Source organism: Liquorilactobacillus oeni DSM 19972 (genome assembly GCF_001436275.1).
In the GTDB taxonomy this organism is placed as follows: Bacteria; Bacillota; Bacilli; order Lactobacillales; family Lactobacillaceae; genus Liquorilactobacillus; species Liquorilactobacillus oeni.
The window spans coordinates 455,729-470,709 of the sequence record NZ_AZEH01000039.1 but is presented as its reverse complement, the minus strand read 5'-3'; the positions used below and the strand labels follow the sequence as shown (position 1 = coordinate 470,709).

12 protein-coding genes are annotated in these 14,981 nt (G+C 38.5%); 11 read left to right on the top strand and 1 reads right to left on the bottom strand.

Features of this window, described 5'->3' with window-relative positions; translation table 11 throughout:
• Nucleotides 1-61: 61 nt before the first annotated feature.
• From FD46_RS07365 to FD46_RS07340, 6 genes are all read left to right on the top strand, one after another.
• Nucleotides 62-1,318: a M20/M25/M40 family metallo-hydrolase gene (locus tag FD46_RS07365; protein WP_057896511.1), complete on the top strand. Its 1,257-nt coding sequence runs from the start codon at nt 62-64 to the stop codon at nt 1,316-1,318.
• A 39-nt stretch (nt 1,319-1,357) separates the two neighbouring features.
• On the top strand, nt 1,358-2,518 hold the full coding sequence (locus FD46_RS07360; RefSeq protein WP_057896510.1) for an amidohydrolase: 1,161 nt from the start codon (nt 1,358-1,360) through the stop codon (nt 2,516-2,518).
• 83 nt (nt 2,519-2,601) lie between these two features.
• Complete coding sequence (locus FD46_RS07355; protein WP_057896509.1) at nt 2,602-3,948, top strand: M20/M25/M40 family metallo-hydrolase; 1,347 nt, start codon at nt 2,602-2,604, stop codon at nt 3,946-3,948.
• A 219-nt stretch (nt 3,949-4,167) separates the two neighbouring features.
• A complete protein-coding gene (locus FD46_RS07350) occupies nt 4,168-6,165 on the top strand; it encodes a S9 family peptidase (protein ID WP_057896508.1) in 1,998 nt (665 codons plus the stop codon).
• 52 nt (nt 6,166-6,217) lie between these two features.
• Nucleotides 6,218-7,375: an ArgE/DapE family deacylase gene (locus FD46_RS07345; protein WP_057896507.1), complete on the top strand. Its 1,158-nt coding sequence runs from the start codon at nt 6,218-6,220 to the stop codon at nt 7,373-7,375.
• A 446-nt stretch (nt 7,376-7,821) separates the two neighbouring features.
• Nucleotides 7,822-8,736: an NAD(P)-dependent oxidoreductase gene (locus FD46_RS07340; RefSeq protein ID WP_057896506.1), complete on the top strand. Its 915-nt coding sequence runs from the start codon at nt 7,822-7,824 to the stop codon at nt 8,734-8,736.
• 138 nt (nt 8,737-8,874) lie between these two features.
• Here the strand turns inward: FD46_RS07340 and FD46_RS07335 are convergent, their stop codons facing one another.
• The gene (locus FD46_RS07335; RefSeq protein ID WP_057896505.1) at nt 8,875-9,423 is read right to left on the bottom strand and encodes a sigma-70 family RNA polymerase sigma factor; all 549 of its coding nucleotides are present in this window, start codon (nt 9,421-9,423) and stop codon (nt 8,875-8,877) included.
• A 206-nt stretch (nt 9,424-9,629) separates the two neighbouring features.
• Between FD46_RS07335 and FD46_RS07330 the strand changes: the two genes are divergently transcribed.
• The 5 genes from FD46_RS07330 to FD46_RS07310 all read left to right on the top strand — a co-directional run bounded on the left by FD46_RS07330 (nt 9,630) and on the right by FD46_RS07310 (nt 14,814).
• Nucleotides 9,630-10,400 carry a hypothetical protein gene (locus FD46_RS07330; protein ID WP_057896504.1) on the top strand — a complete coding sequence of 257 codons (771 nt, stop codon included), beginning with the start codon at nt 9,630-9,632 and terminating at the stop codon, nt 10,398-10,400.
• Nucleotides 10,401-11,139: 739 nt separating this feature from the next.
• Nucleotides 11,140-12,096, top strand: a complete 957-nt coding sequence (locus FD46_RS07325; RefSeq protein WP_057896503.1) for an LCP family glycopolymer transferase — start codon at nt 11,140-11,142, stop codon at nt 12,094-12,096.
• A gap of 308 nt (nt 12,097-12,404) precedes the next feature.
• The gene (locus tag FD46_RS07320; RefSeq protein ID WP_057896502.1) at nt 12,405-13,073 is read left to right on the top strand and encodes a sugar transferase; all 669 of its coding nucleotides are present in this window, start codon (nt 12,405-12,407) and stop codon (nt 13,071-13,073) included.
• A gap of 206 nt (nt 13,074-13,279) precedes the next feature.
• Entirely contained in the window at nt 13,280-14,044 is a 765-nt protein-coding gene (locus FD46_RS07315; protein ID WP_057896501.1) for a YveK family protein, read from the top strand.
• Nucleotides 14,045-14,058: 14 nt separating this feature from the next.
• The gene (locus FD46_RS07310) at nt 14,059-14,814 is read left to right on the top strand and encodes a CpsD/CapB family tyrosine-protein kinase (protein ID WP_057896500.1); all 756 of its coding nucleotides are present in this window, start codon (nt 14,059-14,061) and stop codon (nt 14,812-14,814) included.
• Nucleotides 14,815-14,981 lie beyond the last annotated feature (167 nt).

Here is a 14,981-nt window from a genome sequence, read left to right as displayed (position 1 = left end):
TCCAGATAATGTTGTTGAAAGCAGATACTAGCATTATTCATTAGAAGGTAGGAAAGCTGACATGGTAGAAATTGATAGTGAAAAATTGTTATCAGATTTGATTAATATTAATACGGTCAACGGAAATGAAAAAGAAATTGCTGATTATTTAGAGAAAATATTTCAAGATAACAATATTAAAACTAAAAGATTGAAATACGCTGACAAGCGCGAGACTTTAGTAGCTGAAGTGGGCACGGGTGAAAAACCGGTACTAGCTTTTGATGGACACGAAGATACGGTTGCTTTTGGGAATCTTAAAGCTTGGGAACAATCTCCGCTGGAAGCAAAACGCGATGGTGATGTAATTTATGGGCGCGGTGCATCTGATATGAAATCTGGTTTGGCTGCAGAAGTACTGGCTTTATTAGCACTCAAGAAAAAAGAAAGTGAACTTAAAGGGACTGTTAGACTGTTTGCTACCGTCGGTGAAGAAGTTGGTGAATTAGGTGCTGAGCAGATCATGCAGCAGCAGCTGGCTGCCGACGTTGATGCATTGGTTGTGGGTGAACCTACTGGAACTCAGACAGAGTTGCTCAAAAAAAGTAATTTTTATATGAGCCGTAACCTGAGCCAACAGCAGATAGCTGATATGATCAGTGCAAATCAGCTTGGGGAACAGTATTTCGTTGTTATAGGGCATAAAGGGGTACTGCAGTACAAAGTTGTTGCACACGGTAAATCTGCCCATAGTTCAATGCCGGAGTTGGGACATAATGCGATAGAGGATCTCTTTAAGTTTGTTCAAGCTCAAACTGAGTATTTTTCGACGCTGACAGCTGAAAATGATTTGTTGGGAGCAGTGACCCCGGTAATGACCTTATTAGGTGGCGGTGAACAAGTCAATACTGTTCCTGATAAAGCTGAGATAGCGGTAAACATCAGAACCTTGCCTGAAAAAGACGGTGACAGCCTTGAAAAAGATATCAAGGGATTGATTAAAGAACTGAATGAACAAGGCGCTGACCTAGAGTTCAAAGTGTTAGAAAAAGTTGATCCTGTATACTCAAAAGAAGAGCTTACTTTAGCTAACCTGGCAAAGGAAATTGCAGCGTCCTTGCTTGAACAGCAGCTCACTTTTGCCGGCATGTCAGGTGGTACAGACGCCTCTTTCCTTACCAAGAATAATCCAGACATGGAAATGATTGTCTTCGGTCCGGGCAACATTTCAGAATCGCATAAAGAAAATGAATTTGTTAACGTAAAAGCTTATAAGCAATTCATTAAGATTTATACCGAAATAGCAGTGAAGTTTCTTGAACGCCATGCTAATGATTAAGCTGTAGGTTGTTGACTTTAAAAGTAGGAGGCGTTTGTAATGAATGATACAGTGGATGTCACGCACACTGATACTGAATTATCAAAAAAAATAATTAATATCTTTACGGAACTTCACCGCCATCCCGAGGTATCAAATAAAGAGGAATGGACAACTGCTTTTGTTAAGGATAAATTAAGTGCTGCCGGTATCAAAGTTTTGAATACTGGAATAAAAACGGGTGTGATTGCTGAAATAACCGGTGAGGTGCAAAGCAAACGAACAATTGCCTTAAGAGCCGATATTGATGCACTTCCAGTTCTTGAAAAGACCGGCTTAAAATATTGTTCGCTCAATGATGGAATCTCACATGCGTGCGGACATGATTTTCACACAGCTGCTTTATTGGTGGCGGCTGAAATTCTTAATAAAAAGAAAGATCAATTAGAAGGCAGCATTAGGCTGATTTTTGAACCAGGAGAAGAAAATCACACTGGTGCGAAATTGATGATCGCTGCCGGAGCACTTACAGGGGTCTCAGCTATCTTCGGCATGCATAATATGCCAACTATTCCGTGTGGGATGGTGGCCTTAAAAAGCGGGGCGCTGATGGCCTCTAATGATAATTTCCAAGTAGCTGTCCATGGAATTAGTGCTCATGCTGCTATGCCGCATACAGGAAAGGACCCTATTGTAACTGCCGCAACAATAATTACAACATTGCAGTCGATTATCAGCCGAAATACTTCTCCTTTTGATTCAGCGATTGTGACGATCGGCAGTATCAGCGGCGGAAAAGTAAATAATGTTATTCCTGATGAAGTGATTTTTAAAGGCACGATTAGAACCTTCTCTGAAGAAGAACGTAATTATATCAAAGAAAGATTTACTCAGATAGTTACCAACGTTGGGACAGCTTATGGACAGCAGACAGCAATTGACTGGGATAAGGGACCTTCTCCGGTTAATAATGACCTAGAGATAACAGCGACGGTAAACCGCGTGGCTGAAAAATTCATGAAAGTGGTGACGGCGCAGCCTTCGTGTGCTGACGACGATTTTGCCACTTATGAAGAACGGGTACCGGGCTGTTACGCTTTTATCGGGAGCCAGGGTTCTTCAAATCTGCATCATTCTGATTTAGTCGTTAATCCCAAAGCTTTGATCTATGCAGTTAAACTGCATGTCGATACAGCTCTTGCTTTGTTGAATATTAAGTAAGAAAGGACTTAACAACCGCCAAGTGTTTTTAGGAGTTAGTTTTTCAGATGAAAAAATAATTATGACGTAAGGAAAGTGATTTGATGAAAGATGATGAAAAGAAGATAGTTGAAGCTTTTGTTGAGGAAAAGCTGCCAAGTTTGTTTGATTATTTGAGAATTCCCAGTATTTCAGCTCAAAACAAGGGAATTGATAAAACTGTCGCTTGGATAGTAGACAAGTTTAAAACTCTCGGAGCAGCAAAAGTAGAGAAATGGAATGAGCATGGCGGCAACCCGGTTATTTTTGCTGAGTTCAACGGCAAGTCTGATCAAACAGTCCTTTTTTATAACCACTATGATGTTCAGCCTCCAGATCCATTAGACGAATGGCTGACAGAACCCTTTGAACCGACTATTAAAGATGGAAAAGTATTTGCACGCGGTGTTTGTGACGATAAGGGCGAACTGCTGTCACGGCTGTCATTGATCGACTATTTCAACCAAAATGGTGGATTACCGGTCAACGTCAAGTTCTTGATTGAAGGTGAAGAAGAAATCGGCAGTCCGCGGGTAGAAAAATATGTTCGCGGCCATGCAGAACAATTAAGTGCAGATTATTGTATTTGGGAAGGCGGCGGCAAAGACGAACACTGTAATTTCCAGATTACTTGCGGTTTAAAGGGTATAGTTTCCTTTGAAATGAAAGTTGTCACGGCTAAAAAAGACCTTCATTCATCTCTAGCAACCTTTGCGGATAATGCTGCCTGGCGTTTGGTTGAAGCTCTTAACTCTTTAAGAGATAAGAACGGCCAAGTCTTAGTTGACGGTTTTTATGATGATATCGTTCCGCTTGATGAGAACACTAAGCAAGCGATTTCTGAGCTTGATTTTGATAAGGATAAATTAGAAAAGAACTATGGTTTGCTGCGGCCAATTTCAGACAGGGGTTCAGCTGATTCATTAGTCAACGGAAATACAATCACAATCAATGGGTTGACTTCAGGATATGAGGGTGACGGCAGTAAAACCATCATTCCAAGCAGAGCAGCAGCAAAGCTTGACTGTCGCTTAGTTCCAAATCAGGATCCTCAAAAAATTGCTCAGCTGATCCAAAAACAACTGGTCGCAAATGGATTCAGTGATGTCAAAGTGGATTTAGGCCATGGGGAATATGCTTTCCGGACACCGCTTGATGATGATTTTGTTGAGTTATGCAAAAAAATCGGCGATGAGGTATACGGCGCAGATAACTGCTTGATTCTTCCTAATATGCCCGGCAGCGGCCCGGCACAGCAATTCAACAGTGAATTAAAGGTACCGATCGTTATGGTGGGTATTCACTATGCCGGCAGTGGACCACACTCACCTAATGAAAATATTCGGCTTGAAGATTATAAAGAAGGCAGTTTCTATCTTTATAAGGTTCTCCAAACTCTTGGTAATAAATAATACTTATGGGAAAGTGTGCTAATAGGCGGTAGACTTTGAACATTAACCACGAATTACTCATAGCAAATTACGCGCTATGTTCGTAATTTCTTGTTAGTATTCAAATTTTACCGACTTACGTCACACTCCCCTCGTTTTATTAAAGCAGCCTGCGATGTTTCAGAAAGAATTTCGTTTGTTGTTTGTGCTTAAAAATAATTTTTTAAAAGGGGCAAGTTTATGAATAAAACTGTTCAAATTAAAGACCTGTATCATTTTGATTCACTTGCAAGTCCGCAATATAATTCTAAGGGAAACAAAGTGTTATATGTTCAAACCAAAGTAACTAAGGCCAGCGATAACTATCTTTCTGAAATTCGTCTTTACGATCTTATTACTAATGAAGATCATGGTATTTTAAAAGCCGATTCTTTAAATATTGAACCGCTCTGGGCGACTGCAGACACTGGTTTTTATTTTATTTCGAATAAGGACGGAGCTCGTCAGATTTATTACTATGATTTCGATGCGAAGACAGTCAAACAACTGACAAGCGAAGCCGCAGGTATAAAAGATTTTATGCTCCACCCAGACGGTGCTCACATACTGTATCTGACGCAAGCAAAAAAAGTTGAGCCTGGTCCGGCCTTTACGACTACCAGAGCCTGTTATAAGTTCAACGGTCATGGTTTGCTTGAAGACGATGATCATTTAAGAAAGTTGTGGCTTCAAGGAATTGATAGCAGTAAAAAAGTTTATTTAGCGGCGGTGAACTTTGGGTTCAGCTCGCGCAAGGCGTTTACGATCTCACCTGATGGGCTCAAGATTGTCTTTGAAAAAAAGTTAGCTGAAGATGATGATTTTAATTTTGATGAAGGCTTGTGGCAGCTTACTTTAAATGAAGAATTGACTGAAGTAGTTAAGAATGAGAATATTTTGAAAAATTTTGCACAGCAGTCATCATTCAGCAACCCGTGTTTTTCACAAAACGGCCGTTACTTAGGCTTTTTGGGAAATGAGGGTACATACAACAATGCAAAGGAAAATAAATTTTTTGTTTACGACACGAAAGAAGAACAGCTGTTAACTTTTTCAACTGCAGAAGAACTGCATGCGGCTGATTCATGCGTAACTGATTTTCACCAGAATAATACTAATCCACTGCTGCAGTGGAATGAAGCCAAGCACTGTTTTGTTTTTATTGTCAGTCAAAAAGGTAAAGTTTGTCTTTATACAGCTGATCCGGCAAAAGGAATGGTTGCTAAACTGACTGATCGCAAAGAACATATTCAAGATTTTGCCGTTGATCCAGTTTCAGGGAACATAGCATTAGTGGTCAGCCGCCCGGAACTGCCAGCGGGATTATTTGTTGAAGAGTTCGGAAAAGCAGAAGCTGAAGAGTTGAAGACAAAGGTTTTGGAACAGCAGCGCGATTATACTTTTGCTGAGTATCAAACCTTTGAATTTACGCACAGTGATGGGGGAAAAATCCCATGTTTCTTTGCCTTGCCGCCTTTATTCTCCGGCAAAGAAAAAATTCCTTTAGTACTGGATATTCACGGGGGACCGCATGCTATGCACGGGTATACTTTTCATCATGAAGTACAAGTTCTTGCCGCAAAAGGGATGGCTGTCTTATTAGTCAATCCGCGCGGAAGCTTCGGCTATGGTCAAAAGCATGCTGACGGCGTTGTTGGAAACTATGGCAAGGGTGATTATGAAGACTTGATGATTGCTGTGGATCAGATCATCAAGAAGTTTCCAGAGATTGATCAGGATAGCTTGTTTGTTACTGGCGGCAGTTATGGCGGTTTTATGACGAACTGGGTGGTTGCACATACGGATAGGTTTAAACGTGCAGCGACACAGCGCTCGATCTCAAACTTTGTAAGTATGTCAGGAACGAGTGATATCGGTTACTGGTTCAATACTTCCGAAGCCGGCGGTGTTAATATTTTAAAGCCGCAAAAATTATGGGAAGAATCGCCGCTTGCCTATATTAATAATGTGAAGACGCCCACTCTGATTCTGCATAGCGATCAAGATCTCAGGTGCCCGCTGGAACAAGGCGAGCAATGGTTTGTTGCTTTGAAGACTCTAGGTGTTGAGACTAAATTTATCCGCTTTTTTGGAGAAAGCCATGAATTATCAAGATCGGGAAAACCAAGCAACCGGATCAAACGCTTGAGTGAAATAGTCGCTTGCTTTACTGATGAAGATTATTTCGCCAAGAAGTAATGAACTATGAGTCGGTGAAGCGGAAGTCATTAAATTATTGAGGATGGTCAGAATGGACGAACAAAAAAGAGACTCTTTCCTAGCAACTTTAATACATGCAAACACCGTTGGCGGCCATGAAAAATCTTTGGCCAAAATCTTAGAAAATAAATTTGAAGAACACCATATTAATTGTAAATTAGTTTCTGTAGAAGATGACCGCTGTGATTTTTATGCTGAAATGGGAAATAGCGCTGGACCTGTACTTGCTCTTTCAGGACACGAGGATGTGGTAAAACTGGGAAATCTTGCGGCATGGAAGTTTCCGCCTTTGAGCGCTCGGGTCAGCAAAGGGAAGATGTATGGGCGCGGAGCATCAGACATGAAGTCTGGACTTGCGGTTATGGCTTTAGCGATGATGGAATTAGCGGACGAAGGAATCAATATTAATGGAAAACTAAAGCTTTTATGTACTGTAGGCGAAGAAACCAGCATGGTCAACCATATGCAGGGTGCTAAAAGATTTGTGATAGATGGTTACCTTGATGATGTGAACCATTTGCTGGTTGCAGAACCAACGGGGTATCGGGTTGTGTTTGCTCACAAAGGCTCCATAACCTATGAAATTGCATCAAAGGGCAAGGCAGCACACAGCTCGACTCCTGAGCAGGGTTATAATGCAATCACTCCGCTAATACGATTCTATGAAAAACAAGAAGAGTATTTTTCGACGCTGAGAAGTGAAAATAAATATTTAGGCAAAGTAGTTCCGGTTGTTACTAAGATAAAAGGCGGGGATCAGCTGAATTCAGTTCCTTCCGCTGCTAGTCTGTTTGTTAAAATGAGAACTATTCCTGAAATACCAAATGACCAGATTATTTCAGAAGTCAAAAAATTAGTTGCAGATATCAATAATCACTTCGATTCTCAACTGGAATTCAAACTGCTGGGGAACAAAATTCCCGTTATTACAGATCCGGATGATGAATTTGTCTCCTTAATAAAAGAGACGGCAGAACGTAAACTGAATTTTGACTTTCCGCTGCACAGCTTCTCGGGTGGAACAGATGCTTCAGAACTGGTAAAGGCCAATCCGCAAATGAAAGTGGTTGTCTTCGGACCGGGTTCTGATACCTCTCATCAGGAAAATGAATATGTTGAGTTAAGCCAGTTTAATTATTTTGTTGATATATACAAGAATATAATAAAAAGATTTTTTAAGGTTCAGTAGTGTAAATGAAATCAAGAAGAACAAGCGGGAGCTGGGTCAAAAGTGAAATTTTAACCTAGCTCCTCTACTTATTCCGCATTAACGTGTTTCAATAGTCAGCTCTTTCCGCTTAACCTCGAATTACTCATAGTCAAGTTCGGACTGTGTTCGTAATTTGCAGTTAATGCTCAAGGTCTAGCGACTATTGGCACACTTTTTCTTTTTAACCTAATAGTATGCGCATTAACGTGTTTCAATAGTCAGCTCTTTCCGCTTAACCACAAATTACTCATAGTCAAGTCCAGACTATGTTCGTAATTCGCAGTTAATGCTCAAGGCCTAGCGACTATTGGCACACTTCCTTGGCTGAGCCGTAACAAACATTTGCTTTCCAGCACCTTTACTTGTATCATTTGAGTAATTTATTTAGGTGTTACTGTAATTCTGATGAGAAAGAAGGGCTGCTTTTGAAAACCATTTATGTAGTTGACAATGTTAATCGTGCTGGGCTGGATATCCTCGAAAAGAACGGCTTTCGGGTATACGAAAAGAACCCGTCACTTTCGTTCAGCGAAAGCCGGCAGGAGACAAATCTAGAAGATGTATTTGCGATAATCATTAGGGCCAACAGGTTAACGAAGAGCGATTTAAAGCTGTTTCCGAATTTAAAGTTAATTGTCCGGCACGGTGTCGGTGTGGATAACCTGCCGCTGCAGGCGTTGAAAGCAGCCGGGATCGGCTTAACTTATACACCCGGAATAAATTCTTCATCAGTTGCGGAGTTAACACTGGGTTTTATGCTGCTGCTATCCCGGCATCTGCAGCTACTCGGCACACCGAAAATAGAAGAAGATGGAACACTGATAAAACAAAAAACGGTTGGTTTGATCGGTTATGGAGAAATAGCTCGAAGAGTTGCTGCTCTTTTACAACCCTTTCAGGTGAAGCTGTTGGTCTATAATCATAGGCCAAAAAAGTTATTGTATGGAGAGCTGGTTTCTCTTGATACGTTGCTGAAGAAGTCTGATATCATCAGCCTGCATATTCCAGCGACTGCCGAAACAAAAAACATTATTGACGATAAAGCAATTAGAAAGATGAAAAAGAATGCATATCTAATAAACACCGCCCGAGGTTCATTAGTAAATACGACTGCCTTGTATAATGCACTGGCAAGTAAACAAATTGCCGGTGCAGCAGTAGATACTTTAGATGATTCTGATAGTTTTACTGTTGAGAAGCTTACTAAGCTGACCAACTTTGTTGCGACTCCCCATATCGGAGCAAATACCAGTGAAAATTTAATAAGTTCATCCAAAAGATGTGCTGAAGAGATATTGCGGTTTAAAAATGGGCAAGAACCGATCTGTTCTTACTTCTAAGCCTAAAGGAAAAAATCGTGATTAGGTTATAGAAAATTAACTATAGAAGCATGTACAGGGGGACTGAGTCAAAATATAACTTTTGACCCAGTCCCCCCTGTTTTAAGCTGTAATATGTGCATTAACGTGTTTCAATGATTATTCCAAAATCTTATTTGCCTTATCCATCACACTCTTACGCCACTTGTAGACCGTCTGACGTGAGACACCGTATTCGCGGGAAAAAGCCGCTAAGTTTTGACCATGCAGGCGGCTTTGAAGATAGCAGCGTTCTTTTGGCGTACACTGTTTCCAAAGTTCCTGGAAAAAAGAAACAGCAGCGATATCCTCGGCAAGGAAAAGTGTACTGGGATCAGCCGGGTCTAAGGTGTTAAAGTCTGAGCTGCTGTTTTCAAGCTGCAGGCAGGGCAGTTCATGGAGTTTTTGCTGCCGCAATAAGTCCAGCAGCCGCCACCGGATCCTGCGAAAGGCAAATTTGCCGAACTCAGCGCTAGAAGAATTAGGCTGCAGCTGGTAAAAGCGACGGTAAGCGTCTGCAAAAATAAGACAGCCTTCTTGCAGCAGATCTTCATAATCATTACGTGCAGGCGAAATATGCAGCGACTTGAGGACACCGTGTATTAAGCGCATATTGTCATCAGCAAGCATTAGGGCAAAGGCATCTTCGTTTATTCTATTGAGGTTCATTGAATCACTCCAGTTGGTTGAATTGATTCAAGGCCTTGAACACTCATAGCATAAGTTAGCTAATTTATTTGTAAAAGCTAGAGCGGAACTTTAATTAATATAGAACTAAAAAAATAGTATAATTAATAAAAGTAAAATGATACAATCAAATTGTGACACAGATAGTGTTGCAGAGGGCTGCCCTCTGGGGTAGAGGAGGAGTGTAAATGGAAACGGTTTTTAAAAACTTTTTTAAAATACATGGGAAGGAATATAAAAAATTAATGCAGGATGCAGTCTTTGACGAAGAAGCCAGAATTAATCCGCAAACAACTTTAATGCTGCTGCACTGCCAAAATTTTCCCGAACTGGGCTGCAAGACGCTTTTGCTGGATCAGTATCGAGGTATTATCAAGACAAACAAAGAAACGAGAAAGTTAATTAATATTTTTGTTGCTGAACACCCATTATCTTTTTGGGGAATGCGGATTTTTAATATTTGCAAGGACCGCCGCAAGGGAGCTCTACCTTACGTGTTCGGAAATACGATCTTGGTTCCATTGGGCGGGACAACCCAGCATTCCACACACTGGGTAATGTTTAACCGGGTGCTGAACAGTTCTTTTGATGAACAAAGCCGCTCGCTGCATCTTTGGTTTAAGATGATGGGTGATCAGCATGTGAAAATCGAGTTAAAAGTTAAAAGGGCAGTCGTAAGACAGCATATTGAACATGCTTTGTATGCGCACATTGTGGAGATGCACTTTTTGGAAGAATTGACCCGAGAGCTTAATTCATCTGAAGTAGAAGGACAGCTGCACCACTTAGTCAAGAAGAAGGCTGCGCAGGTAGAATACATACCATTGAAGAAATATTCTGTAGCTTTGAAGCAGGAAGTTGTGGCCGCAACACTTAAAGAGGTCTATGACGAGGAACCTTCACCTGAGCTGCTTAAAGAACACCTTAAAGTGCTGCATAAGAAGTGGGAGAAGTTGTGATTCATGGGTTTAAAGAAGGCTTGGCAGCTAGAACACGATTGCACAAGTATTGAAAATATATAGAAGTAGTTTGAGAAATAACACTATATTATGAAATTGAAAAAGTTTGTAATCAAATGATTTAAAAAGGTTATGAAAAAATAAGCTGTCTGTTAAAAATAGTTTGCTTCAGACAGTTTATTAACCAAATAAAAGAATAGATGCTGTTTGAATAAATCTTAAATGCTTCGAGATGACTGGCTGCAGTTGCCCATAATCTTGAAGCATTTTGTATGTTTTAAAATATTTATAGATATGAATAAACGCAAAATATCATTTTAACAATTTTAACTTTGAAAAAATTATTAAACTATCCATTTTTATAAAAGCTAAGTAAAAAGACATCTAAAATTACAAGTTTAAATTTGTAATTTTTTATTTATTTAAACGTAATGCTGTGTATAATAGATGTGACTGGATTTTAAAATTTTTTTAAGTAAGCTTAGGCAAATACGGTAAAAGTTTTTTAAATTATAGGGGGATATAATAAAATTTTTTGTGAGGGATAGTTGACAAATTAAAAACAGAGAAGTGCTTTATTTTCTTGTCAAAGTGGCGCAGCATAATTTGCTTTCTGGTTTGTCATTTCAGATTAGTAACTGTATTTTAATTCAGCTTGAAATAAATTTATTTTAATTAAGAATAGTCAAGTCTATAGATATGAATATTTTATAATTTAACTAGATTTGGAGTGACATTTTTGGCAAAAGATGAAATTAGAAGACATCATCAGCATCATGGAAAGAAAAAACGTAAGGTTTGGAAATACATCATAGCTTTTCTACTTATCTTCTTTGCGATTGACGCAGTGGTTCTATTTAAGATGTACGATGATGCAAAACAAGCAGTTAATACTACTTATAAAAGTGTAAAGCATGATAGTGGACGTGACAATGCTAAAAATATTAAAGAAGGCAAGCCGTTTTCAATTTTGCTTTTAGGAACTGATACTGGGGAATATGGTCGTACATATAAGGGCCGTTCGGATACTATTATGGTAGCAGTTGTTAACCCTAGGACTGAAACAACAACACTTGCAAGTATTCCGCGAGATACTAAAGTCGCAATTCCAGGCCATGGCTTTAATAACAAGTTAAATGCTGCTTATGCGTATGATGGTGTTAGCGGTGCAATGAATACAATTCAGAGTTATTTGAATGTCCCAATTGATCATTATATTGAAATGAACATGGGCGGTTTGGTGCAGCTTTCATCTGCATTGGGAGATATTAAAGTTAATAATGATTTGGACTTCACCAATTTAGGTGTACATTTTCCTAAGGGAGAAGTTACAATCGACAAAGATAATATTCTCGCCTTTACTCGAATGCGCTATGAAGATCCCCGTGGAGATTATGGACGACAGAAAAGACAACGTGAGGTCCTTGCTGGTCTTGTGAAGAAAATTACTACCGTTAATGGAGTTATGAAGTATCAGGATATACTTTCAGCACTTTCAAGTAATATGAAGACTGATATTACATTTGATCAAATGAAAACAATTGCGGAGAAATATCGTCAAGCTGATAAAGTTAAGCAACTTCAATTGCAAGGTGATGGTCAGATGATTGACGGTGTCTCTTATGAAGTCGTGCCGCAAGCTAACCTCGATAAAGTTTCGCAGCAATTGCGATCGGCATTAGACTTAACGAATTAAGAGCAGTAGTTAATTTTGACTAAAGCAGAATAAATTTTTTGAAAAAAGTGTTGCTTTAATAGTAACATTTTTTATATATAAGTATTAATAACATTTATGAATGGCTATTATTTACTGGGGTAAATTATATGGTCTAATATATTAATTTTCTTAAAATAAAAAAGTTGCTCAATATAAAAATTAACTTTTTGGTAATAAGCGTATAAATTTTTATTAAGAGAGCTATTTAAATAGAAAGATTGAGCGTGTATAATTAATATTGTATTGTTGTTTAATGTATAATAATTAAACTTTGGGGGACAACGCTTATGCAGAGAGGTCAAGTTAGTGAGGTTCAGACTATTTATTTAGACCGCAATCGAATTAATCACAGATATGTGTATAGGTTGCTAAAACGTATAGGGGATTTTTTTTTCAGTTTTAGCGGTTTGGTTCTACTTTTACCCTTTTTTTTGGTAGTAGCATTGCTGATTACACTTGAAGATGGTGGCACCATTTTTTATAAGCAAAAAAGATTAGGACGTGGTGGTAAAATTTTTTATATGTACAAATTCCGTTCAATGTGTATGGATGCCGAAGAAAAACAAGCTGAGCTGAAAAAATATAATGAGATTGAAGGGGCAATGTTCAAGATGAAACATGATCCTAGAGTCACGAAGGTAGGGCATTTTATTAGAAAAACCAGTATTGATGAATTACCTCAACTTTTTAATGTCTTACTGGGACATATGAGTCTAGTAGGCCCTCGTCCACCATTACCGAATGAAGTGGCACAATATAGTGAGTACGACAAGCAACGTCTTTATGTTATTCCGGGTTGTACGGGTCTGTGGCAGGTCAACGGACGCAGTGAAGTAGGATTCAGCGAGATGGTTATGTTGGATCTTAAGTATATTCAGAAAAGTTCTATCTTGTTTGATTTAGCAATCATTTTAAGAACCATTAAGATTATGGTTCGACCAAATGGTGCATATTAGGTTGAAAGTTAGTTACTTAAGTCTTGTGATAGCTTACCATAAAGGATCCGTGGGTATAGTGTAATAAATGGAGATTTGTTAGATTATTAATGTCGCTGTTCATTATATATATTCTTAATATTTTCTGTTGTACGAAGAGTCTTAGCCAGTAAATAACATTAAGAAAATATGATTTTAATATTTTAAATAATTGAAGGAGTAAACTGATGATTGAGAAAGCAAATGACGAAAAGAATATTGACATTCGACAACTATGGGGTTTACTACGCAAAAATATTGTTAGCTTAGTATTGTGGATGTTATGTGGAGGAGTTTTGGCTTTTCTAATATCTTTTATTTTTTTGACACCTAAATATAGTGCAACAACAGATATCTTGGTCAATCAAAAAGTTGATAATGCGCAGATACAGTACAATATTCAACAAGCTGATTTGCAGGCAATTAATACATATAAAGATGTTTTAAAAAAAGATGTGATCTTATCGCCTGTATTAAAACAGATTAGGCAACAAGATAATTACAAGGGCAATTTAGATAGGTTACAGGATGCAATTTCAATTGAAAATCAGACCAACTCACAGGTATTAAGTGTCACAGTTACTGACAAAAATGCTTATACTGCTGCAGATATTGCCAATACGATAAGTGAGGTTTTTAGTAAAAAAATAAAAAAAATGATGAAGGTGAATAATGTTACGGTTGTGACTAAAGCTAGCGCTAATACGAATCCCGTATTTCCTAATAAGAAGCTCAATCTTTTAATTGGGTTAGTATTAGGTTTGCTTATTGGTGGTACTATCGTTGTTATACACAGTTTACTCGATACAACAGTTAAGGATGAAAAATTCTTAACTGATGAGTTGGAATTGATTAGTTTAGGCGCTGTTAGCCACATGAGTAAGAAAACAAATAGACACGCTGTCAGTGTTTTGACGAATAATCAGAGTGTTGCCTTGCGGCGACGTGTCTAGAAGGAGAATGTCTGATGATATTTTTTAACAAAAAAAAGAAGAATATGTTGTCGAATGACTCCATGGAGAATGGAGTTCATATGATTACTGCAGCTGCACCTAATTCCGTTATCTCGGAGCAATTTAAAACAATTCGTACGAATATTCAATTTTCTAATGCCGACACAGTTTACAAATCTTTGATGCTGACTTCTGCATTGGTTTCGGAGGGAAAATCAACCGTGGCTGCAAATTTGGCGGTGACCTTTGCTAAACAAGGATTAAAAACACTCTTGGTCGATGCTGATATGCGCCGACCAACCATCAATGCAACCTTTGATATCGTTAATCCTAAAGGGTTGACTAACTATTTGACAGATCGTGATTTTGATGTAAATAAAGCGATTTATGAGACTTCTATGGATAACTTATATGTGATGCCAAGCGGTCCGATTCCTCCAAACCCAGCAGAATTACTGAATTCTAAAAGGATGAATGCACTGGTTGATTCATTAGAGAAACAGTTAGATCTGGTAATTTATGATGCTCCACCCGTTCTTTCAGTAACGGATGCTCAGATCCTGTCCACTAAGGTTGATGGCACGATTTTGGTAGTACGGCAAAACGTGGCTGAAAAAGAGGCTGTGCGGCATTCTGTTGAGTTACTTAAACACGTTAAGGCTAATATTATAGGAACGTTATTAAATGACATAGAAGCAACCGATGGTGGTTATTATGGTTACTATGGGTATGGATACTATGGAAAAACAGGCAAAAGTAATAAGGGTTAGCAGATGTTTATAAGGTTTAAGAAATTAGTGTATATATTTTTAATTAAGAATGTTAAAAGAAGTTGAAAATCCTTGAACTTACGTTTGTTAAAGCTGGTTATTGTGATTTTAGTATTATGTTATTAGAGTTACAACAGTTAGTGTTACTACTCCAGAAAAGTTTTAAA